At 44.6% G+C, this 22,146-nt stretch carries 19 protein-coding genes; 5 read left to right on the top strand and 14 right to left on the bottom strand.

What is annotated here, in order from left to right; genetic code table 11:
- Positions 1-7: 7 nt before the first annotated feature.
- From V7M78_RS02575 to V7M78_RS02600, 6 genes are all read right to left on the bottom strand, one after another.
- The gene (locus V7M78_RS02575; protein ID WP_333646139.1) at positions 8-1,612 is read right to left on the bottom strand and encodes a DUF2142 domain-containing protein; all 1,605 of its coding nucleotides are present in this window, start codon (positions 1,610-1,612) and stop codon (positions 8-10) included.
- Positions 1,593-1,967, bottom strand: coding sequence for a DUF2304 domain-containing protein (locus V7M78_RS02580; protein WP_333646141.1), 375 nt, complete (start codon positions 1,965-1,967; stop codon positions 1,593-1,595). Before V7M78_RS02580 ends, V7M78_RS02575 begins: the two co-directional genes overlap by 20 nt.
- 18 nt (positions 1,968-1,985) lie before the next feature.
- On the bottom strand, positions 1,986-2,681 hold the full coding sequence (locus tag V7M78_RS02585; protein ID WP_333646626.1) for a glycosyltransferase family 2 protein: 696 nt from the start codon (positions 2,679-2,681) through the stop codon (positions 1,986-1,988).
- Complete coding sequence (locus V7M78_RS02590; protein WP_333646143.1) at positions 2,681-3,937, bottom strand: lipopolysaccharide biosynthesis protein; 1,257 nt, start codon at positions 3,935-3,937, stop codon at positions 2,681-2,683. Before V7M78_RS02590 ends, V7M78_RS02585 begins: the two co-directional genes overlap by 1 nt.
- A gap of 142 nt (positions 3,938-4,079) precedes the next feature.
- Positions 4,080-5,795 (bottom strand): DUF5722 domain-containing protein, encoded by a 1,716-nt coding sequence (locus tag V7M78_RS02595; RefSeq protein WP_333646145.1) that lies wholly within the window; start codon positions 5,793-5,795, stop codon positions 4,080-4,082.
- Between the two features lie 127 nt (positions 5,796-5,922).
- Positions 5,923-7,365 carry a lipopolysaccharide biosynthesis protein gene (locus tag V7M78_RS02600; RefSeq protein ID WP_442914615.1) on the bottom strand — a complete coding sequence of 481 codons (1,443 nt, stop codon included), beginning with the start codon at positions 7,363-7,365 and terminating at the stop codon, positions 5,923-5,925.
- Between the two features lie 152 nt (positions 7,366-7,517).
- Between V7M78_RS02600 and V7M78_RS02605 the strand changes: the two genes are divergently transcribed.
- Entirely contained in the window at positions 7,518-8,945 is a 1,428-nt protein-coding gene (locus V7M78_RS02605; RefSeq protein ID WP_333646149.1) for a L,D-transpeptidase, read from the top strand.
- A 77-nt stretch (positions 8,946-9,022) separates the two neighbouring features.
- Here the strand turns inward: V7M78_RS02605 and V7M78_RS02610 are convergent, their stop codons facing one another.
- The 8 genes from V7M78_RS02610 to V7M78_RS02645 form a co-directional block, all read right to left on the bottom strand.
- Positions 9,023-10,006 (bottom strand): glycosyltransferase family 2 protein, encoded by a 984-nt coding sequence (locus V7M78_RS02610; RefSeq protein ID WP_333646151.1) that lies wholly within the window; start codon positions 10,004-10,006, stop codon positions 9,023-9,025.
- Positions 10,003-10,989, bottom strand: a complete 987-nt coding sequence (locus V7M78_RS02615; protein ID WP_333646153.1) for an ATP-grasp domain-containing protein — start codon at positions 10,987-10,989, stop codon at positions 10,003-10,005. The genes V7M78_RS02610 and V7M78_RS02615 overlap by 4 nt, the downstream gene beginning before the upstream one ends.
- A 149-nt stretch (positions 10,990-11,138) precedes the next feature.
- On the bottom strand, positions 11,139-12,248 hold the full coding sequence (locus V7M78_RS02620; protein WP_333646154.1) for a DegT/DnrJ/EryC1/StrS family aminotransferase: 1,110 nt from the start codon (positions 12,246-12,248) through the stop codon (positions 11,139-11,141).
- A 230-nt stretch (positions 12,249-12,478) separates the two neighbouring features.
- Complete coding sequence (locus V7M78_RS02625; protein WP_333646155.1) at positions 12,479-13,399, bottom strand: glycosyltransferase family 2 protein; 921 nt, start codon at positions 13,397-13,399, stop codon at positions 12,479-12,481.
- Between the two features lie 31 nt (positions 13,400-13,430).
- The gene (locus V7M78_RS02630; protein WP_333646156.1) at positions 13,431-14,321 is read right to left on the bottom strand and encodes a glycosyltransferase family 2 protein; all 891 of its coding nucleotides are present in this window, start codon (positions 14,319-14,321) and stop codon (positions 13,431-13,433) included.
- Positions 14,318-15,325: a glycosyltransferase family 8 protein gene (locus V7M78_RS02635; protein ID WP_333646158.1), complete on the bottom strand. Its 1,008-nt coding sequence runs from the start codon at positions 15,323-15,325 to the stop codon at positions 14,318-14,320. Before V7M78_RS02635 ends, V7M78_RS02630 begins: the two co-directional genes overlap by 4 nt.
- 157 nt (positions 15,326-15,482) lie before the next feature.
- Positions 15,483-16,580 carry a UDP-galactopyranose mutase gene (glf, locus tag V7M78_RS02640; RefSeq protein WP_333646160.1) on the bottom strand — a complete coding sequence of 366 codons (1,098 nt, stop codon included), beginning with the start codon at positions 16,578-16,580 and terminating at the stop codon, positions 15,483-15,485.
- A 70-nt stretch (positions 16,581-16,650) separates the two neighbouring features.
- A complete protein-coding gene (locus tag V7M78_RS02645; protein WP_333646162.1) occupies positions 16,651-17,835 on the bottom strand; it encodes a GGDEF domain-containing protein in 1,185 nt (394 codons plus the stop codon).
- 435 nt (positions 17,836-18,270) lie between these two features.
- On the opposite strand from V7M78_RS02645, the gene V7M78_RS02650 reads away from it, so the two are divergent.
- The 4 genes from V7M78_RS02650 to V7M78_RS02665 are packed head-to-tail and all read left to right on the top strand — an operon-like array spanning position 18,271 to position 22,136.
- Entirely contained in the window at positions 18,271-20,163 is a 1,893-nt protein-coding gene (locus V7M78_RS02650) for a BglG family transcription antiterminator (protein ID WP_333646164.1), read from the top strand.
- 31 nt (positions 20,164-20,194) lie between these two features.
- A complete protein-coding gene (locus tag V7M78_RS02655; protein WP_333646166.1) occupies positions 20,195-20,527 on the top strand; it encodes a PTS sugar transporter subunit IIB in 333 nt (110 codons plus the stop codon).
- Entirely contained in the window at positions 20,524-21,756 is a 1,233-nt protein-coding gene (locus V7M78_RS02660; RefSeq protein WP_333646168.1) for a PTS transporter subunit EIIC, read from the top strand. The genes V7M78_RS02655 and V7M78_RS02660 overlap by 4 nt, the downstream gene beginning before the upstream one ends.
- A gap of 23 nt (positions 21,757-21,779) precedes the next feature.
- Positions 21,780-22,136 carry a PTS lactose/cellobiose transporter subunit IIA gene (locus V7M78_RS02665; protein WP_333646170.1) on the top strand — a complete coding sequence of 119 codons (357 nt, stop codon included), beginning with the start codon at positions 21,780-21,782 and terminating at the stop codon, positions 22,134-22,136.
- Positions 22,137-22,146 lie beyond the last annotated feature (10 nt).

Below are 22,146 nucleotides of genomic sequence, written 5' to 3' on the forward strand. Positions count from 1 at the left end.
CTTTCCATCAATAGCGCAGAACCGCAGACGAACAAATGCGGATCAGGGCATAAATACTCACAAAGCACTCCAGATACCAGGCGCTTTTCCTCAAATCCAGGCTGGTGGACAGCCGCTTGTCAAATAGCACCAGCAGCACAAGGGGCAGCAGAGGGATAAAATACCTTCCCTGAACGCCTGTAATATATGTCATCTCCCTTGGCGTCCAGCCTAACAGCATGGAGGCCAGTATCAGACAGACACTGAGGAATACTAAAATCAGAACCCACAGCTTCTGTCCTCCTGTCATAGGAGCCGGTTCTCCTTCCCTCCTTATGGCACTGACAAACAGCCCGTACCAAAGAATCAAAAGGCAGAAGAACGGAACCGACAAGCTGCTGTCTAAATTCCCCAGATAGCCGCCCACCATGGTGGTGAGATAGTAGTCAAGCTGAGTGACCAGAGTTTCATAATACATCTGAAAGATTTCATAAGGGCAATTAAAGACATCCTGCAAGGTATATCCCGCCGCCTCATTCCAGCTTACATATCCTTCTGTTTCCGTAGCCCACACGGAAAGAACCAGACGGTTCACTAAAAATACAGCCAGCAGCATAACAGAAGCAACCGTAATCACGGAAATCCAATAACGTTTCTTTGTGCTGAACTTAGAAGCCGGAATCAGAAGGCAAATCCCCGCCACGGGCAGATATACGATCTTTCCAGGCTCCAAAAGAACGAGAAGCAGGCCTAACATAACGGTATCCTTAACAGTTACCTCTTTCTTTTCATATGCCAGATAGAAACACCACGCCAGAAATATCATGGAAAGGCCGATAAATGCAGTATCATAAGAAAAGGAAGCAGCCAGATGAAGGGTCATAGGCAGACAGGAAATTGTCATAAAAAGCTCTTTTTTAAAGGGCATAATCCGGACAGCCAAAAAGCCCATGGCCGCAAAGCAGACCAGGTTCATCAGTCTTCCCATATAGATCAGGGGAACGTATCCCCAGTGAAAGAGACGGGCAAGGCTGATTCCTACAGCCTGGGGAAGGTATACAAGAGGCATGGTGTTTACCGGCACTTCATACCGGACCGTCAGCCCCTGGCTTTTATCCATGGAAAATAATCCGGTGAAAACCTGATTATAGGCATTTTTTCCCACCTCGGTATAAAACTCAAATTCATCGTCTCCGCTTCGGACCAGAACATTAGCTCCCCGGCTGATCCGTTTCTTTTCCTCTTCACTGGCCTGGGCCAGAAATTCCTCATCCGCCACCGCCGGTTTTCCCATAAGCTGGCTGGAAAGGCGGTAAGCACTGGTGAAATGAACCGCTTCATCAGGAGCAGAAAAAGGCGGAAGAACAAACATATAGAACACTCCCAGAGCAATCACAGTCAGGGGAAACAGCCATTGTCCCGTCTTTGGCAGGACCCATAAGGCGATTCCCTGGCAAAGGAGAAATCCGCTGCCAAAGAGAAGCAGCCACCGGTAAAGGCGCCGTACTGATTCATATTCCGGAGAGGGTATTCTTACAATGATTTCCGGAAAGGTTTTAAAAAACAGGAGGACAAGAACTAGCAGCGTTCCTGCCACTAAAGCCAATCCCTTTTTATTTATGATGGACTTCACGCTTTTTCCCCTCCTTTTCCGCCTCCAGCTCCTCCCGGTCCAAAGCCAAAAGCTGAACCAGCTCTGTGACCTTCCTGTCCAGCTGGGATATCTTCATGGACTGGGAAAATACCTTGATCAGCAGAATAAAGATCATAAAGGCAAAGATAAAGTTGGCGGTGGAGTAGGTTCCAACCAGACGGGAAAGGATATCCGCCACCCATGGAAATACACTGAATGCGACTAAAAGCAGGGAAAACATCACCCAAAAGATGGAATCCTCTATTTTCATCTTGGAATGGCGTATTTTCCTGATTACATAACATGTGAGCAATATGGAAACGCATATTAAAACGGCTCGAAGTGCAACTGTCATCTTTCGTTCTCCCTTCTTCTACCCCCGGTTCCGAATGCGGAAGCTCTGTACCAGCAAAATGGAAAACAGCATCTTTCCCATATACCGGGCTGCATTGACAGGATTTAAATAACTCTCGCCCAGAATCCGCTCGTCCATAGTAACTGGAATCTCAGAAACCTTGGCCCCCTGTTTGATCAGATAGGAAATGGTGTCCGGTTCCGGCCCGTAATTCAGCCCATCGGCAAACTCCTTGATCATCTTATGACTGAACATGCGCATACCGGAGGTGGGGTCTTTCACCTTCACCCCTGTAGTGAGCCAGATAGCACCGCTTAAAATGGAACTTCCCAGCATCCGCATGGAAAACGGCTTTTTCTCAGACACAAACCGGGAGCCGATGACAATATCATATCCTTCATCCATTTTTTCCCTCATAGGGAGAATGTATTCAGGGCGGTGCTGTCCATCTCCGTCAAACTGTACCGCATACCGGTATCCGTGGCGGTGTGCGTATTTAAGCCCGGTCTGAAATGCACCGGCCAGCCCTAAATTAATAGGAAGGTCAATGATCCGCCAGCCGTGATTCCGGCAGATATCCGCCGTCTGATCGGTAGAGCCATCATTGATAATCACATAGTCAAACACAGGGTGGTTTTTGATCACTTCCCCTACCACCCGTTCAATATTAAGAGCTTCGTTGTATGCAGGTATTATTACCAGAACTTTATCCATCATCTCCCAATGTTTCTCCCTTTACTTTTCTCTTTTCCAAATACCCGGACAGCCTGACCCATAAAGCAGAGCATGAGAATGAGCATTTCCAGCGTATAGGAAAGGGCTCCTCCGTTGATTCCTCCCACCTTCACCAAACGGAAGGAAAGAACAAAGGAAAGGAGGCAAACAGGCACGTACCCCCAGAATATCAGCTTCTGTTTCTTCATAATAACAAGCACATAATAAAACAGGTTCATGACTGCGAACAAGCCTCCGCCCAGAATAATCAAAAGCAGGCCGGACTTGTAAGGCTTTAAATTTATATTGTAAATGGCTCCCAGCACAGGCACTCCTAAAAACCAGGTTCCTGCCAACGCTGCTGCTGTAAGGGCTAAAATAACCCCTGTCAGCTTTTTTACGCTGGACTGAAATTCCAAAAACTGCTTTTCTTCCCACTGAAAGGACATTTTGGTCAAAAAGGGGCGAATGACAAAGTTGGCTGCCAGATTGATCACTGAGGTCGGCATAAAAATGGCTGCAAAGGCAGCGTTATCCGCAGAAGTCATATGGACATCAATCCCATACCTTGCCATGGCAAAAATAAGGCCATCCAAAAATACTGATAAAAACAGCAGAAAACATTCCTGCAAAAGCTTCCAATGGCTTCCAGCGGCTTTCGTAAACTGAATCTCCGGAATGCGGCCTGCGGCTCTTTTGTCAAATATCAATATCCCTGCACCCTGGGACATGACCGCAACCCCGCTGGAAAAGACCAGATTCCTTGTGATTGCCAGGGAGCCTAAAAAGCAGATCACAGACAGCAGAGTTCGGAAGGTCATGGCCTGTCCGGTCAGATACAAGTGTCCGTTTCTCTGAAACTCCGATTCATATACATCGGCAAAGCCGTCCAGTACTTTATAAAGAACCATAAGAAGTACCACCAGCGCCTTCTCAGAAGTATATCCACCCGAAGGTTTTACTGTATTAAAAGCAATGTAACAGACTCCCAGAACCAGCGCTGCCAGACAGGTCACAAGGCGGGCCAGGCGGTATTCTCCAAAGGTATATCTTCTGCCGATATCTGTACTTTGGAGGGGCCTCATGCCAAAATAGGCCACCAGAAACATCTGCTGACCAAAAGTGCCGAAGGCAAAGGCGAATATCCCTCCTTTGTCAGTTCCCACCAGGTGATTGACAAAAGCTGCAAGAACCATGCTGGAGCCTGCATAGACCAGGCTTCCCACCATATTCCAGGCTATATTTTTTCGTTCCATTTCCGTTCCTCTTAGGGCATGTCTGAAAACTGGTTGTTCCAGCTTCTTATGCTCCATATATTTTACAATACATCTCTTAAAAAGTAAACTTAAAAAGCCCTTGCAGAGGGCTTTCACCTCCCTGCAAGGACCGTTATTCTTATTATTCCATGGATCTCCATCTAAAGTTTGGAACCACATCAGACCATTTTTCAATTCCGATGATAGGTTTTGCAAACTCAGTCAGTTCTATGGTGTCTTTCTTTTTATCAATGTTACGGAATACCTGCCAGATCTTCCGCCTCTTTGTTGCAACAATATGATCGCCCTGATCCATCCGGCATTCCCAAAGACCGAAGGACAATCCGCTGCGCACTTCTAAAGGAGCATCTACCTGACGGCTTAAAATATAAGCATCAATATGAGGATTGCTGTCAACCAGGTAATAGGAATAGGCAAATGCCGCAGCCTGAATCTGGGAAACATCTCCTCTGGTTGGACTGGTGGCTGTAAATCCTTCTTCTGTCAGAATGATATGGCGGACATCACCGGCAGGAGACCGGAAAGGGGTTTGGGCCATATAGTCAGTAAGAAGGTTTAAGTTGGCAAAGTTGATAACCGGAGAATTAAAGTCGTTAGTAATCCAGCCTGTATTTGCATCATCCCAGAATTCAGGCTCAATCATAGGAGCCGGATAAGGATGGTAGGCCAGACCCCAGTCCATCTGTCCCTGGGAAGCGGTAATAGAATTAAAGGTATCCACAATATTCTTGCCGCCGTACTTTAACTTGTTATCAATTTCATTATTCCAGTTGTAATCCAGGGAGAAATATACTCTGTCATTAGCACTGACACTTTTAATTGCCGTATAAAAAATACGGAATGCGTCGTGATAAGCCTGGACATAGCTGTTTAAATCCCATGGGCCGGTGTAGTTCCACTGCTGGTTGTTGATCTCATTTCCGATGATCCAGTTGGAAATCTTTCCGTGGTTTGGATTGGAACCGTTGTAACGCTCTGCCAGGAAGGAAGCAATGGCTCTGGTCTGCTCAAATCCCTTTTCCGTGGCTGGGTTAAACAAGTAATAAAATGCATTAGAGGACTTTTTAGTACCGGGATAAATCAAATCCGGTGTGGCATCATTCCAGCCGTTTAAAATAATAGCTGTTATGGTCATGCCTTTATTAGAAAGAGCACTGATGGTGCTGTCATATCCTTCCATGACCTGTTTGCTGAAGTGATACGTCTTTCCATCATACTGATATTCAATTCCCTCACCCAGAATCTGGTGAAATGCGATGTTGGTTGACGCATGTTTCACTCCCAGTTCAAAAGCATCTGCCAGCATATTCAGTTCGATCTGCAGACCCTTTTTTGTCAGGGGAGCGTTAAATGGCTTCGTATTTGCTGCAACAGCCTCAGGATTGGTGATATAATGGGGCTTGCTGACCTCAATATACTTTTCTCCATCCCACACAGCTACTACAAATCTGCTGTATAAACGGTCATCTTTTGTCCCTTGGTTTAAGGAAAAACTGTAGGTAACCTCTTTTCCAAAGGGCATGGCTCCTGCATAGTCGGTTCTTCCGTTTAAATCCTTCTGATAGGGCTGCTGCTCCACCAGATAAAGCATTCCATCCGTTCCGGTCATATCTCCTTCAGTGACTGCTTTCACCGTCACACTGGTCTTGTCCGGGTTCACCAGACAGGAAGTGATGGTAGATTCTACTGCCGGCGTCTTCTCTGACCCTGTCTCTGCGGCGCTTGCTGCATCTGTTGTATTTGCTGTATCGGCCCATAAGACAGATGTGCCCATAAGACACATAGAAGCCATTAACAGGATTCCTGCAATTCCTTTTCCTATCTTCTTATGATTCATTCTTGTTCCCTCCATGCTGCCATATTTCATGTACTCTACCATAATACCCATGTATTGCCATATTTACAATAACATTTTTATTACGTTATTCTGTATTTACTTACAATATTATTACCTTGGACCTGGTCTAATGTTTTAAATTCTTCACCGTAGTACACAGATACACAAAGCTTTCCAGCTTAAAAAGCCAGGAAAGGCCTCCGTAGACCAGAATTCCCACCAGAATCTGAACCAGCAGGGTCAGAAGAGTTCCTTCTATTATATATTGAACTCCATAGGCAGCCGCACACATAATGGCAGACAGGATGAGGGAAGGAAATACGTCCCTCCACTGTTGGGAAAAGCTGTAATCCAAAAGCTTTTTATTGGGGTAGGCGTTGATAAAGGTACAGACGAAATCAGTTACCGCCCGAAGTCCCACCATGGCGTAAATGCCGAAGGGGATGCTGATAATAAGGGCGATTACGCTGACGCATTTCTTCACGATCTCCAGCTTCAGGAATATTTCACTTCTGCCCAATGCGTTGATGGCCTGTAAATTAGCCACATGAAGGGGCCAGGTGGCATAGGCCACACACAGAAGCCGCAGCATGGGAACGGAAGGAAGGTAACGATCTGTCAAAAGCAGTTTTACCATAGGCTCTGCCACTGCAATAAGTCCGGCCATCATGGGAAAGACCAGATAGGAGCTGGTGACAATGGATCTTCGGACCATGCTCTTAAGCCTTTCCCTGTCATCCTGACAGGCGGAAAAGGCTGGAAGCATGACCGACTGAATGGCAGCCCCCAGGTTATTGGCAATGAGAGCCGGAAACTGGTTTCCTCTAGTATACTGGCCCATCATGTAGGAGCTGTATTGTTTTCCAATGACAAGTCCATATAGATTGGTAAATACGGTATCAATCAGGCCGGAGCAGAGAATCTTCCAGCCATAGGAAAACAGACCCTTTGCCCTGTCAATGGAAAAAATCAGCTTGGGACGCCATTTTACCAGAACCCCAAGAACCACCATGAGAAAAAAGCTGTAAAAAAACTGCTGCATGGCAAGGGACCAGAGCCCAAAACCCTTAGCTGCCATAACAACGCCGATCACACCGGAGCCGGAGGCGGCTAAAAGACTTGCCATGCACAGCTTTCGAAATTCCATATTTCTGGCGACCACTGCGGACTGGACTGACGTGACCGCTCCAAAAAACAAAGTTACAGAAAGAATTCGGAGAACCGGAGAGAAAACAGGTTGTCCGTAAAACGCGCCGATGGCAGGGGCACAAAAAAATAAAACCCCGTAAAGAATCACGGCGATGGCTGCACTGATATAAAATGCGGACGAGTAATCCGTCTCATCTACACGGTACTTTTGAATCAGGGCGGTGTTAACTCCGCTTTGGACGAAGACATTTCCAATGGAAATGAATATCATGATGAGCATGACTTCTCCGGACTCTGACGGCGTCAGCATCCGGGCCAGAAGAACCGATACGAGAAACTGAATCCCCTGGGTTCCCCCATTTTCCATCGCTTTCCAGAAGAGGCCGGAAAGTACCTTTTTTTTCATATTTTCCTGATACATACTGGCTTTTACCCTCTTTTTTCCTTTTGGCATTTTCACCTTATTGTACTATATCCGCCAATAAATGTAAATCTTATATAGCATTTTGGCCATGATTATGTTAAAGTAATCTTGTATATTTTTTATCTATAGAATTCAGGAGGTTTTAAATTATGCGTAAACTGACACGCCGCCTGGTAGCACTCTGTCTGACGGCTGCCCTTGTTTCCGGACAAGCGTCCATTGCGTTGGCGGAAGAAGCATATGGACCGGGATTTAAAAATGGCAAGCCCCTTGACCAGGCTGACCAGCCTGCAGGTACCGTAGGAGGCATATCAACTGAAGATGCAGAAAGTGCCCTGGCAAATGCAGGGATAGTTATTGAAAAAGAAGCAGAGGGAGGCGGCGAAGATGGCATCGTAGACGAAGCCACAAGAGCAGCTCAGGAAGCCTTAAAGGCTAATTTCCCCCGTCTTCAGACCACCGCCATGACAGGAGGAGGAAACTGGACACAGCCTTTTGTCAATGATGCCTGGATCACCAATGAGGGACAGGGCTTTCACGGATTATCCACATTTTTAACGAATATTGTGGGAAATGTACTTTACCGCACTTATACGTCCAGCACCGGCTGGTCTCCCTGGGTCATGAACGGCCAACAGACCACCAACTACCCCGATGACGTAAACATCGAGGCAGTACAGATGCGTTTTTCCGGTTATGTGAATAACCAGTTTGACATTTACTATACTACCCAGTTAGAAGATGGTACCACCACCGACTGGGCCAAGAACGGCGCAACTGCCGGAACCATGGGAACCGGCCATTACATAACAGGGCTTCGGATGGCATTCTTTGCCAAGAATTCAGAATTCCCCTATGCCATGGAAAGACCTCTCATTGCCGCAGACGTTGACGGGATGAGGGATATCAATGGAGAACTCCGTTATTTCAATGGGGATAAAACTCCTTTCACAGGCTGGGCATGGTCCGGAAATGAACGTTATTACTTCCAGGACACTTATCCGGTCACCGGATGGCAGTACATTGACGGCTTTAAGTATTATTTTGATGAATCAGGAAAAATGCTTTCAGATTTAGAGCCTATTGTAGGTGCAAATGGACCGTTTCTCATCAGCATCAACAAAGAAATGAACACCATGACCGTTTTTGGCAAGGACGGGGACAACGGTTTTATCATTCCGGTAAAGACCTTCCTGGCTTCCACCGGACCGGACACCCCTCTGGGAACTTGGAAGACACCGGAAAAGCACCGGTGGCGGGATATGAACCACGGAATCTTTACCCAGTATGCTACCCGTATCTGGAAAGGTTTTCTGATTCATTCCCTGCTCTACAGCAGGCCTAACAACATGACACTGGATCCTTCTACCTATAACTTTTTAAGCATTGCCGAATCTGCCGGATGTATTCGACTGAGGGCAATGGATACCAAGTGGATATATGATCATTGTGCCATTGGAACCACTGTAACTATTTACAATTCACCGGTACCAGGACCTTATGAGCGCCCGGCCATTGAGCAGATCATACCGGAAACCCAGACCTGGGATCCGACAGATCCTACTGTTGCTCAATAATTGAATTGATAGACGTGAGAAAATGCCTCATGCCGGTTTATACAGCCGGTATGGGGCATTCTTTGATTTTAATTTCTTCACTTTTTTCCCAAAAATGTCTTTCTGAGGGTATTATAAAGCCATGGGGTTCGGTACTGGAGCTGGATGAAAAAACGGGTTCTGGGCGTCAGTTCCTTATAATACCTTCTGTATTCCGGGTTCACAATTTCCTTAAACTGCCTGGTGTTGACCATGGTGTGATAATAAGTCCTTTTCATGGCACTTTCAGAAGCTTTATGAAAGCGTCCGTTTGTGGCAATGTCAAATTCTTCATATACCTTTTTCATGCGCTCACAGTATTGCTGCTGCTTTTTCCTGTAGTCTCCGCTCTTCCCTTCCACAGTCCAGGAACCTGCAACACCCACACGGTAGGCGCTCATAGGCTCATCCATGTAGTAACCGTATCCGGCTGCGGCAGCCATCATCTGTATAGGGGTGTCCCCTACGGGACAGTCCACATAGTAATCCGGAAGTTCTTTTACCAGGCGGGCAGGAAATGCCATGGAGGACATGGCATAGCCGGAGGATTTATCCACAATTTCCTCAGGTGTAATCATGCGGTTTCCCCGGTAAGGGCGCATCTGGCCTTCGGTCACAGCCTTTCCTACCAGTTCGATTTTGGCGCTGTGAATGCAGAGAGTGCATTCCGGATGGGCTTCCATGTAGTCCACCTGCTTTTGAAGCTTATCCGGAGATATCCAGTAATCGTCTCCATCGCACATGAAGATGTATTTGCCTCTGGCACGGGGAAAATTAAATGCTCCGCTGATGTTGTCAATTCCCTGGGAATACTGGTTTTCTGTCTGAATCAGAGGCTTTATTTTATCCGGGTATTTTTCGGCATATTCTTTTATGATTTCCCCGGTTCCATCATTTGAAGCGTCGTCGTGAACCAGGATTTCGTATTCAAAGTTTGTCTTCTGCATCAGAAAACTATCCAGGGCCTGACGGATATAAGCTGCGTGGTTGTAGGTGACGCAGTTTATGCTGGCCATGATGGTAGAACCGGAATAACCGCTCATTGGTCTCTGCCTTTCTCTTCCTCGATCTTTGTAATATATTCTTCGTATTTTCTGGCAATATACATTTCCCTGATAGGCCCTCTTTTGTCCAGAGCCTCACCCGTAAAGCACCTTAAATGGTTGGTGACAAAATCGTATCCTGCCATGCAGGAAAATTCCACTCCGCCGGAAAAGCGGGGATTGCATTCCAGCATGTGATGGGTTCCGTCCTCTCCTTCGATGAACTCAAAGTTGACACATCCGTTGATTCCAAGGCTGGAGGCGATCTTTTCGCACATTTCCTCCAGATGGGAATCAGAAAATACCTTTACTGAAGTTCCTGCACCGTTAGGAGTCCGCAGAAGCTCTTTTCTGCATACCACTGCCGTTTCTCCTGTACCGGACTTTCTTACTACATCTACAGTGATGATGCTTCCCTTATAAAATGGCTGAACGATAAAGTCATCCAGGCCTTCCTGTTCCAGAAATGCTTTCAATTCATTTTTTGAACGGATATAGGAAAGTCCCTGGCTGCTTCTGCCGTTATAAGGCTTTACAACCACAGGATAGGTCAGGGCCTCCGGGTCAGCTTCTTTTAAGTCCAGAGTAGGAATCGGAGTTCCGGTACCTTCTGAGGTTAAAAAATGGAAAAACGTTCTCTTATCCCGGCATATGCTTAAGGTTTCTTCGGAAGGCAGGCACAAGATGACTCCTGACTGCTGGAATTCCCTGCGGAAACCGTTTAATACATCGGCTTCCACATCGGTCAGAACCAGAATGAATTCCACTTTTTCCTGTATGCAGATTTCCAGAATCTTATCCGCATATGTTTTTCCTTCTGTAGCGTAAGGAACTTGATAGAAGGAATCCACGTTAGAGGAATCAGCAATCCATTCTCCCGGATAAATGTCACATCCAATAACGCGGATTCCATTCTTTTTTAAATTTTTAATTACAATGTCCGCAGAAAATGATCCAATCGCGGTTACCAGTGCTGTGTTCATAATTTCCTCTTCTCTGTCCATGTTTTTTGGACATGATGGTATGCCCGTAGGGCGCTTCCTCTTCCTTGTCCATGCATTTTGGTATAGCGGTATGTCCGCAGAGTGTATCCTATCTTCTACCATACTTTTAGAATGATGATACGTCTTCCCTACTTCCCGCTTATAATAATATCGCAGATACGATCCACCTCTTCTAAAGAAAGCTGAGCGTAAAGAGGCAGTGTCAACACATTGTTGGCCGCCTTTTTGGCCACTGGAAGGCATACATCGGCAAATCTTTCCCGATAGCATTCAAAATCAGTAATCAGGGGGTAAAAATACTTTCGTGCAAAAATATGGTGGGAGGCCAGCAGTTCATACACCTCATCTCTGGTCTGGGAAAATCCGTCAAATACCACCGGGAAGTAAGCATAATTCTGTTTTATCCCTTCCTTCGGCGGAATCAGACGTATTCCGGGGATTCCTGACAGCCGCTCTCTGTAACGCTCTGTGATCTGCCTGCGCAGTTCTATATTGTCACCCACATGACGGAGGTTGCAGATTCCCATAGCTGCCTGGAACTCGTTCATCTTGGCATTTCCGCCTATGTACTCCACCGATTCCTTGCCGGTTATCCCAAAGTTTTTCAAGTAATTAAGCAAAACCTCCAAAGAGGGATCATGAAAGGCAACCGCTCCTCCTTCAATGGTATTAAAAACCTTTGTGGCATGGAAACTGAACATGGAAGCGTCTCCACAGGCTCCGATTCCTTTTCCATTGACTTCCACCCCAAAAGCATGGGCCGCATCATAAATTACTTTTAAATCATGTTTTTTCGCGATTTGCTGGATTTTTTCAACATCACAGACATTTCCATATACATGAACCGGTAAAATGGCAGAGGTCTTATCCGTAATCAAAGCCTCGATCTTATCAACATCTATGGTGTAATCATCTTCCCTGATATCACAGAACACAGGAGTCAAGTTGTTTCTTATGATTGCATGGGTGGTGGAAGCAAAGGAAAATGGGGTTGTGATCACTTCTCCGGTTAAGTTCATGGCCTGAAGAGCCATCTCAAGAGCCATATGCCCATTAACAAACAGTAAAAGATTGGAAACATTTAAATAGTCCTTAAGCTCATCTTTCAGTTTGTCATGAAATTCTCCCATATTGGTCATCCAGGCTGTTTCCCATATTGGTTTGATCTCTTCTATAAATTCTTCGTAAGAAGGCATGGAAGCCCTCGTTACCAATATTTCCTTTTCTTCCGGTATCATATGCCAATCTCCTTTAATTTCCTCTTTCTTGCCCATGCCTTTTGGCAATAGTGATATACCCGCGAGACGCTTCCTCTTTCTTACCTATCCCTTTTGGGCATAGTAGCTGCCTCCTCTTTCTTGCCTATGCCTTTAGGGCATATAGCTGCCCATGGGGCGCTTCCTCTTCCTTGCCCATATTAGATCGTAAAAATATGCCTGTAAGTATATTTTCAGTCCTTCTACCGAGCTTAGATGGAAAACATCTGCCCCAAGGTTCTGATATAAGTACTTTTCATCAACTTGTATTTCCATATGGTATAAATTTTTCCCACACGGCTTTTATCTGGGATCTGGATAAAACGTTCCAGAATCTCTCTTTGTTCTACAGACAAATCTTTTTTATAGCGGTTTAAGAATACTTCCGCCTGCTTAAACATTTTCCTGTAATTTTCCCGGATCTTTTCCCTGTTATGGGACCGGTTTGCATACTGCTCGATGCCGCTTTGGGAACCAAGCTGGTTGCTTCCATGCTGGCGATAGAGAACCAGGGGCCGGTCAATATAGGAAATCTTCCCGAAACAGCTTGCCAAAAGTCCAAGCCACCAGTCATGCATCACGCATTCTTCCGGCTTGTGGGCGAGAAGGGGAAGAAAGGCCCGGTTAATCATAACCGTATTACCTGTGATATTATTTTCAACCAGATAATGACTGAGCCTGTTATCATGGACTGCAATCTTTTGATGCTCAGCCATGGACTTATGGAGAACCTGGACTTTTTCATCAGCAACCGACAGATCGCTGTGAACCAGAAGAGGAATATCCCTTCCATAATCAGCTTCCAGCCGTTTCATTTCCTTAAGGGTAATTTCCACTTTATCGGCCATCCACACATCATCCTGGTCACAAAGCATGATATATTCGTCTGACACAGCCGACAGAAGGCGGAAAAAGTTGTTCTGGGCGCTGCCGGAACTTTCTTCATTTTTCAGGCTCTTTACACGGTCGGGATATTGTTCCTCATATTCCCTGATAATGGCAGGAGTTCTGTCTGTAGAAAGGTCATCGGAAACCACTACTTTCAAGTCCGGAAAGGTCTGGTTCAGAATGGAATCCATCTGCTCTCTGATATATTTTTCTCCGTTATAGGATGCCAGAAGCACCGATACCATACTCTATTCCTCCTTCCAGAAAGTGGATGTTTTACCAGGACAGTCCCACAATCTTAGTCAAAAACCAGATCTCAGCCATAAGGCCTCCCAGAAATGCTTTTATCAGCCACTTCTGGAACCGGTTAATCTTTAAATAGTCTTTGTAATAATGCAACTTGCTCTTATGAAGAATAGCCTGTTTCCTTAGGATAGAGCCCACGCTCTTATCAATGGAAACGGAATGAAGATGCATATAAGAGTGGTTTAAAAGAAGGATGGTCCTGTATCCTTTTTCCCTCAATTTAAATCCCAGTATCTTTTCTTCATAGTACAGGAAAACATCCTCGTCATAGAGGCCGCATTCCATCAGAGCTGTCAGATCAGCCATAAAAAGCGAACCTGCCACCGCATCCACATATGCGTATTTTCCTTTTCCTGCTGCTGCAAAATCGGCCTTTAATTCCGGCCTTCCATTGAGCAAGGGGGCAAAAAGCCGCCTTGTAATAAGTCCGGTATCAAGAATATCTCCAAGAAGACCGTTTAGCTTCCAGCTTGACAACGCGATGGCTCCGGTCCCATCGGTGGTGACCGCAGCGGCTACCGCCAGCTTGTCTATCTTAGAAAAAGCCTTTTTCATAGCCTTTATGGATTCTTCTGAAACCTTTACATCAGGATTGGCAATGAGACCATGGGTGGCATTAAGGCTCTGGTAAGCGTACCGGATTCCCAGATTGTTTCCATAGCCATAGCCCCCATTTTTTTCCGCCTGGATCAGATGGATCTTCTCCCCTTCAAGAGCTTTTAATCTGGAAAAAGAATCGTCGGTGGAGTGATTGTCCACGATGACAATGGAATCCAGAACTTCATAACCAGATATGGACTTTACCAGATTTTCCGTGGTTTCAGGATCATTATAATTGAGGATAATACAGCTTATATTCATGCCTTCTCCTTTTGACCGGTTTCCTTCTGAACATTTTTCCTGGAATTAATCACCTGCATCCCGAACCTGCGGCTTACAAAATCACGAACCGGAGGGCATAAAAAGGTTGCGTAATCCATCAGGTGATAGGCAGCCATATAAAGACGGCTTCCATTTTCTTTTGGAGCCCCGGCCCAGGGAGTGCGGGAAAGATAAGTTTCATAAGCTTTGCGGTAATGATTCAAATTCCCCTCTTTCCAGGGTCTTTCATCTCCCATAAAATGCAGGATGACAGGACGGCGTTTGGCTTCCTGAAAACTTTTCTTTGTAATTATTTTATAGATAGGAGAAAGCCGTGTCAAATGGCTGTACCGGTAGTAGCGGTAATTAGTGAAAAAATTATACCGGGGAGGCAAAGGCTTAATCTTTCCCTTCAGCGCTCCGTTGATGGTATCCTGATCACCGGCAAAAAGCTTTCCTCCTCTGGAGCAGTAAAAATCCAGAAGCAGCTTTCCTGCATGTTCCTCTCTCCAGCGTTTCATATCAATTAAGAGGACTCCGGAATTAAAATAGGGTTCATCCGGCAAAAGGCCGATCTCCTCCTTAATGGACGGATATATGGTCGGCTCCATGACTGCACCTAAAATAGAAGAATCCAGCCCCATTTCCCACAGACGTTTTAAAGAGGAAAGGACTACGGTGTCACAGTCTAAGTACAGGACCCGGTCCGTATCAGGAGGAAGGACCTCCCCGATGAACAAACGGGCCATAATGCTTAAATCAAAGCCACCGGTGTCCACTTCATAGGAAAAACGTTCCCTTAAATCTCCCAGCTCTATGATGGTCAGGCTTCGGCCAAAGGTACCGGCTACCTGATCCAGACAGGCTCTCGTTTCAGGGGATAATCCCATAGATAATATATAAATCTGGACATCTGAAATTTCCCTGTTATGTTCCAAAAGGGAATAAAGAGATACGGCCAGATGCCTGGCATAATTGTCGTTGGAAGCGTATACAACGTTCATAGTTTCCTCCAATTTTAACGGTTCATTTCCGTTGTATTGTACTATATCCGGGGGGAAAAGTAAATAAGCACCTAAACCTGTCCGGGCTTAAGTGCTTCGGTCTTTTCAGCTTCTTGACGCCCTGTCATTCTGGGCGAGAAGGTATAATATATCTCTATTATAAATAAGCCTCAGCCGCCTTCATAGCCGATTCAATCACCTTATCCATGTCATAATATTTATATTCCCCTAACCGTCCGCCAAAAATCACCTGCTCTTCCTCTTCCGCCAGACTGGCATATTTCTGATACAGTTCCTGGTTTTTGGCATCATTGACAGGGTAATAAGGCTCCATGCCTTCGCTCCAGTCCACGGAATATTCTCTGGTGATGACAGACTTTGGCTGGGTGCCGAATTCAAAGTGCTTATGCTCAATGATTCTGGTGTATGGAGTTTCCCGGTCCGTATAATTCACCACTGCCACGCCCTGGTAATTATCTGTATCCACTACCTCTGTGTCAAATTTCAAGCTTCTGTATTCCAGCTTTCCAAACTGATATCCGTAATACGCGTCTATGGTTCCGGTGTATATCACCTTATCTCCCAGACTGTCGTAATGATCTTTATTTTCTAAATAATCTACTCCCAGCTCTATGTCGCAGCCCTCAAACAGCTTTTCAATAATCACATTATATCCGCCAATGGGAATTCCCTGATATAAGTCATTGAAATAATTGTTGTCATAGGTAAAACGTACAGGAAGGCGTTTGATAATAAAGGCAGGAAGTTCCTTACAATCCCTTCCCCACTGCTTTTCCGTATACCCCTTTATCAGCTTTTCGTAAATATCTGCGCCCACAAGGCTGATGGCCTGCTCTTCCAGGTTTTGCGGTTCTCCTGAAACAGCTGCCTTCTGCTCTTCAATTTTAGCTTTTGCCTGAGCCGGAGTGGAAATTCCCCACATCTTGCTGAAGGTGTTCATATTAAAAGGCATGTTATACATTTCACCTTTAAAGTTAGCCACCGGGCTGTTGGTATAGCGGTTGAATTCTGCCAGCTCATTGACGAACTGCCAGACCTTCTTGTTGCTGGTATGGAAAATGTGGGCTCCATAGGTGTGAACATGTATCCCTTCTATTTCCTCGCAGTAAATGTTGCCACCCATGTGGTTCCGTTTCTCCACCACCAGGCACTTCTTTCCTTTTTGCTTAGCCAGATATGCGAAAACACCGGAATAAAGGCCGCATCCAACCAGCACATAGTCATATTTTTTCATAATTTCGTTCTCCTGTCTTTGTTCTCAATTACCTTTATTATACTAAAGCCGCGGGAAAAAGCAAATGAATTCAGGACACGGAATCTTCCGCTTTGGCTATTTCCACCCGGTTCCGTCCATTCCTTTTGGCCCCATACATGGCATCATCGCTCAGTTTATATAATGTGTATATAGAAGTGTTTTCATCAGGCGTAACAGTGACCATTCCTATACTTATGGTGAATGTTACAATCTGGCCTGCGCCGATATCAATAGAAGCATTTTCTATGGTCTTTCTCAATCTCTCTGCAGTTTCAAAAGCCGCTTCTTCTCCGGTTCCCGGAAGCAGTACCGTAAATTCTTCTCCGCCAAACCTTCCAAACAGACCGTGATTGCGCAGTTGGCCTTTTATGAGCATGGCAAATTCTTTCAGCACCTGATCGCCTGCGAAGTGACCATAAGCATCGTTTATCTTTTTAAAATTGTCTACGTCAATCAGGAAAAGGGAAAGGGGTTCTCCTTTTCTTGAGCATAGTGCAATGGTCTCCTTTGCCTGAGATAAGAACTCCCTGCGGGTGAATATATCCGTCAGCTCATCATAGGTTGCAACCTTAATTAATTCCAAATCTGATTTTTCCTTTGCTATAAGGATGAAACCAATATTTCCAATCAGCATAATCAGATAAAGGAAGATATAAAACGAAACATTGTATATATTATCAGACATCAGCTGCATGGACTCGCCCAGCTTGAATCCCATATAGCTTCTTACAACAAGCAAAAGAAGCTCTGCCGTATAAATAAAGGCAACCGTCTTTTGCAGAACAGAAGAATTTTTATCCGTTAACAGGATATAGATTGGGTAAAACCACAGTATGACCCCGCTGATGGACATAATAGCAACCCTCACACCGGCTATATCATGCAGCAATAAGGCCAGATGAAGCACAATAATTGAAATGGCGGCAACGATAAAATATCTCCTTTTTATCACTTTGCTATAGCGGTCTTTTATACTTAAAAAAGCAGTACTCTGCAAAACCTGGGCAATAATCAAGAAGGAATTTCCGATTGAAATGGATATAAATGTATTGATCATCCCTCGCATGCCAAGGAGAATCCATGCACAGGTGTCAAACAGCCTTGCAAATAAAAATATATATAAGGAAGAATCCTTTTTATGCTGGGTCATGTAGGCGATCCCTAATATCCCGGAAAAAAGATGTCCTAAAACAATGGTGAATATAAGAGTTTCTACATTAAAGTTTAAGCTCATCTTATGGCTCCTCATCCTCATGTTAAAGTTTCATTCTTAAAGTATAAACGACCATCATTTAAAAGCGGGCCGGACATAAAACTTTTACTTTTTATTAATTTCATGCCCTGCCTAATTACCGGTCTTTTTGTTCTTTATACCATATACATTATAATCTATAATTACACATACTAAAAGCCAAAAATGTTTTTTCTTGACTTTGTTACAAATAAAGACGCCTTGAGGGAAATTCAAATGGGAAAAGGACATTGTAAATCTCATTATAGGCACCTATATAAATAATTAAGTAAACATAATCCGAGTAATCTTTTCCACTTTATAATGGAAAAAGCGGAAATTGATTCATCAATTTTAAGATGCTATACTGAGATCATCAATAAGGTAAGACTGCAGTTATAAATATATTGATAATTTGGTATAGGGAGGGGGATGCAAGTGGATGGACGACTGGGTACATTGTTGGCTAACCTTTCAGAGGATGAGTTCATAACGATCGGTGAACTTGCCTTAAAGCTTCAACTAAGCCAGAGAACTATCAGAAGCCTGCTTAGCCAATTGGAACAAATGCTGTGTGGAAATGGCGCCTCAATAGGACGGCAGAGAAACAAGGGGGTATGCCTTCATATAACGGGCAGAGAACTATACCAGGAATTTTGCAGGAAAGAAACACCTTCCTCAATTCCCGATTCCGGAGAACAGAGAATGGAGTATGTGCTGGCACTGCTTTTTCAGACTCCGGATTACATAAAAACGGAGACTCTCTGCGACCAATTGTTTGTATCGAGAAAAACTATATCCATTGATTTAAAAAGCGTGGAAAAGTTCCTGAACCGCCATCATATATCTCTGGAAAGGAAGCCTTACTATGGGCTGAAAATGAAAGGGACTGAGTTCGCCTTCCGTTTGTGCCTGAGTGCCATATTTTATGAATTAAGGGATGTGTGGTTCGGGAAAATCTATGAAACCTTTGTAGATTTCGAAATAATAAGAAAACAGGTGCTGGACAGCATCCACAAAAGGGGATATACCATTTACGAAACGGATATTTCCAACATTGTTCTTCAAATCCAGATCGCTCTTTACCGGTGGAATATGGGGTGTAAAATTACCATGGAAGAGGTTGACAGCAAAGAGTGGCTGCAGGAGGGAGACATCCAGGTAGCTCAAATGTGCAGTCTGGGTTTGGAGCATGCTTTGGGTATATGTTTTCCGGTTCCGGAGGTCAAGTATATTGCCATCCATCTATCAGGGAAGAAAAAGCTGCTTGCCGGTGAAAACGGAAATGTGGTCATTGATATGGAGATAAACCAGCTGGTGAATGAAATGCTGGAAAATGTTTATCAGGTATTCCAGCTGGATTTCAAATCAGATTTTGATTTAAACACCTCTCTGAGACAGCATATGGTATCTTTGCGGATCAGGCTTCAATACCATCTGAAACTGGAAAATCCCATGTTAAAAGAAATCAAGGAGGTATACAGCTTCCCCTACGCAGTGGCGGCACAGGCTGCCACTGTGTTATCGGAATACTTTCATGTCATCGTATCAGAGGATGAGATTGGCTACCTGGCATTATGTTTTGCTCTTTCCCTGGAGCGAAACAAGAAAAAAAAGAAACGTAACATTTTGCTGGTGTGTGCATCGGGACAGGGAAGCGCCAGGCTGTTTGAATACAGGTTTAAGGAATTATTTGAAGGATATTTAAACAAGGTGGAAATCTGTGATATCGGTTCACTGCCGGACAAGGATTTCCATGATGTAGATTATGTGTTTTCTACGGTTCCTATAACTGTTCCGGTTCCGGTTCCTATTTATCAGGTGCAGTATTTCTTTGACAGACATAATATCAGACAGGTAAAGCGGGTTTTAGAAGATAATCAGCCGGACACCATAAAACAGTATTTTTCAGAGGATTTATTCTTCGTGGATGTGGAAGGGGACAGCCGGGAAGAGGTGATTCGTGAGATGTGCCGGCGCATTGGAATGGTGCGTCAGATACCGGAGGAGTTTGAAGGAAGTGTTTTATACAGGGAAACAATTATGCAGACGGATTTCTGCGGCCAGATCGCAATTCCTCATCCTTATAAACCTTTGACTGATGAAACCTTTGTGTGCGTGGCAATTTTGAATAAGCCTGTGCGGTGGTATCTTTGCGATGTACAGGTGGTATTTTTACTGTCTATTTCAACTCAAAAAGAAAACCTGGAGGCTTTTTACATGACAGCTCCTCAATTTATGATGGATGAAAGCTGTATCAGACGGCTGATCCGGGACAAACGTTATGAAATATTAATGGACATCATTGACACCGTAGAAAGTTGCCAATGATGCTGGCGGATAACGTCAGGAAGGAGAGATTATGAGTACATTAAGAGTGTTATTATGCTGCGGAGCAGGCTTTTCCAGCGGTTTTTTGGCTCAGAAAGCGAGACAGGCTGCAAAGAAAAGAAAACTGGACATGTCTATTGATGCCAGAAGTGAAAGCGTAATCAGCGAATATACAAACAAAATGGACGTTCTATTGGTAGGGCCTCATTATGAAGGGGCTCTGGCTAAGCTGAAAGAAGAATATGAACCCAGGGGAATTAAGGTGAGATTAATTCCAGCTCATATTTATTCTGCTTTAGATGGGGAAGAATTGGTAAATCTGGCTCTTTTGGCAGATAGTGAAAAAGGAGGAACATTGGCATGAATGGATTGATGGAATGGTTATCTAATGTATTTGCTCCAAAGGCCAGGAAGGTGTTTGCTAATCCATGGATTGATTCGGTAGCAAGTACGATGAAAAAGGTGCTTCCTTTCATTTTGGCAGGCTCCCTGATCTTTTTTTACAATGTGTTCCGGTCCTATTTATCTTTTTTACCGAATCTGAGTGTAATTGCTAACTATACCTTTGGATTCTTAGCCGTATTTGTCGTATTTATTATGACCCATGAAGCCATGATTAAGCTGCATCATGAACAATATCAGATCAATGCGTCCCTGACTGCAATAGCCGCCTATTTCTTGTTCTGCAAGCCCCAGGTGGTGGATGGAGTATTTCAGATTGCCAACGGGAGAATCGGAGCTGCCGGCATTATGTTTGCATTGGTCGTGGGTATTTATGTGTCCCTTGTATTTCATTTTTACGCAAAGCTTCACGTATTGGAAAACAATGTGACTCTTCCTGACTTTGTCAGTGAATGGATCAACAATATTATTCCCATTACCATAACTTTGGGGATTGCCATGGTTCTCAGCGATGTACTGGGACTGGACTTTTACCAGTTAATTTTAAATCTCTTTATGCCATTACAGCAAGGGGCTCAGACCCTTCCCGGATTTATTCTGCTTTGTTTTGTTCCGGTTATTTTTTACTCCATGGGAATTTCCAGCTGGGTATTTAATGCGGTGACGACACCCATCTTTATAGCCGCTATTGCAGAAAATATAGCTGCAGTGGCAGGCGGAGGAGTGCCGGTAAACATTGCTACCAGCGAAGCTGTTTTTACAGCGGCATTGATCACCATGGGCGGCAGGGGAGGAACCCTTCCCCTCAATGTGCTGATGCTTAAATCAAAATCAAAAAAGCTGAGAACCATGGGAAAAATTTGTATCGGTCCGTCTTTGTTCAATATTAATGAACCGCTGATGTTTGGGGCTCCGGTGGTATTTAATCCCCTGCTCATGCTTCCCATATGGATTAACAGCATTATCGGTCCTGCCGTTGTCTGGCTCACCATGCATTTCGGGCTTTTGAATATACCGTCAAAGATGATACAGGTGGGACAGATTCCGGCACCGTTTTCCAGTGTCATGATTACGGAAGATTGGCGGGCTTTGCCGGTGTATGTGGTATTATTTATCCTATATCTTGTGACTTGGTATCCATTTTATAAGGTATATGAAAAGCAGTGCATTGAGGAAGACGGGGTTCAATAAATAAAAAAATGAGGAGTTAATTTATGGAAAAAGCGTTGTACGAGGATGAAGATAAGGTAGTAAAAGTGGCAATGGAGATTGTCATTGCAGCAGGAGACGCCAGGAACAAGGCGGGAAAGGCTTTGGATTGTGTGGAGGCCTTTGACTTTGAAAAAGCAAAAATACATCTGGCAGAGGCCAGGGGGGAGATATTAAAAGCCCACAATGCCCAGACTGAAATGATTCAGGCCGAAATTTCAGGAGAAGAGTCCATACCGCCAAGCCTGCTGTTTAACCATGCACAGGACACATTGATGACAATTATGACAGAAGTGAACCTGACGGAAAAGATGATCACGTTGTTTGAGAAGTTTTATAAGAAAATGGAAGAAGGAACCTGAAAACAGTACA

Source organism: Lacrimispora sp. (assembly GCF_036758025.1).
Taxonomy (GTDB): Bacteria; Bacillota; Clostridia; order Lachnospirales; family Lachnospiraceae; genus Lacrimispora.

Coding starts and splice junctions, on each gene's coding strand:
- V7M78_RS02580 (WP_333646141.1), bottom strand. CDS start 1,967: ATGACAGTTGCACTTCGAGCCGTTTTAATATGCGTTTCCATATTGCTC.
- V7M78_RS02585 (WP_333646626.1), bottom strand. CDS start 2,681: ATGGATAAAGTTCTGGTAATAATACCTGCATACAACGAAGCTCTTAAT.
- V7M78_RS02590 (WP_333646143.1), bottom strand. CDS start 3,937: ATGGAACGAAAAAATATAGCCTGGAATATGGTGGGAAGCCTGGTCTAT.
- V7M78_RS02595 (WP_333646145.1), bottom strand. CDS start 5,795: ATGAATCATAAGAAGATAGGAAAAGGAATTGCAGGAATCCTGTTAATG.
- V7M78_RS02600 (WP_442914615.1), bottom strand. CDS start 7,365: ATGTATCAGGAAAATATGAAAAAAAAGGTACTTTCCGGCCTCTTCTGG.
- V7M78_RS02605 (WP_333646149.1), top strand. CDS start 7,518: ATGCGTAAACTGACACGCCGCCTGGTAGCACTCTGTCTGACGGCTGCC.
- V7M78_RS02610 (WP_333646151.1), bottom strand. CDS start 10,006: ATGAGCGGTTATTCCGGTTCTACCATCATGGCCAGCATAAACTGCGTC.
- V7M78_RS02615 (WP_333646153.1), bottom strand. CDS start 10,989: ATGAACACAGCACTGGTAACCGCGATTGGATCATTTTCTGCGGACATT.
- V7M78_RS02620 (WP_333646154.1), bottom strand. CDS start 12,248: ATGATACCGGAAGAAAAGGAAATATTGGTAACGAGGGCTTCCATGCCT.
- V7M78_RS02625 (WP_333646155.1), bottom strand. CDS start 13,399: ATGGTATCGGTGCTTCTGGCATCCTATAACGGAGAAAAATATATCAGA.
- V7M78_RS02630 (WP_333646156.1), bottom strand. CDS start 14,321: ATGAATATAAGCTGTATTATCCTCAATTATAATGATCCTGAAACCACG.
- V7M78_RS02635 (WP_333646158.1), bottom strand. CDS start 15,325: ATGAACGTTGTATACGCTTCCAACGACAATTATGCCAGGCATCTGGCC.
- glf (WP_333646160.1), bottom strand. CDS start 16,580: ATGAAAAAATATGACTATGTGCTGGTTGGATGCGGCCTTTATTCCGGT.
- V7M78_RS02645 (WP_333646162.1), bottom strand. CDS start 17,835: ATGAGCTTAAACTTTAATGTAGAAACTCTTATATTCACCATTGTTTTA.
- V7M78_RS02655 (WP_333646166.1), top strand. CDS start 20,195: ATGAGTACATTAAGAGTGTTATTATGCTGCGGAGCAGGCTTTTCCAGC.
- V7M78_RS02660 (WP_333646168.1), top strand. CDS start 20,524: ATGAATGGATTGATGGAATGGTTATCTAATGTATTTGCTCCAAAGGCC.
- V7M78_RS02665 (WP_333646170.1), top strand. CDS start 21,780: ATGGAAAAAGCGTTGTACGAGGATGAAGATAAGGTAGTAAAAGTGGCA.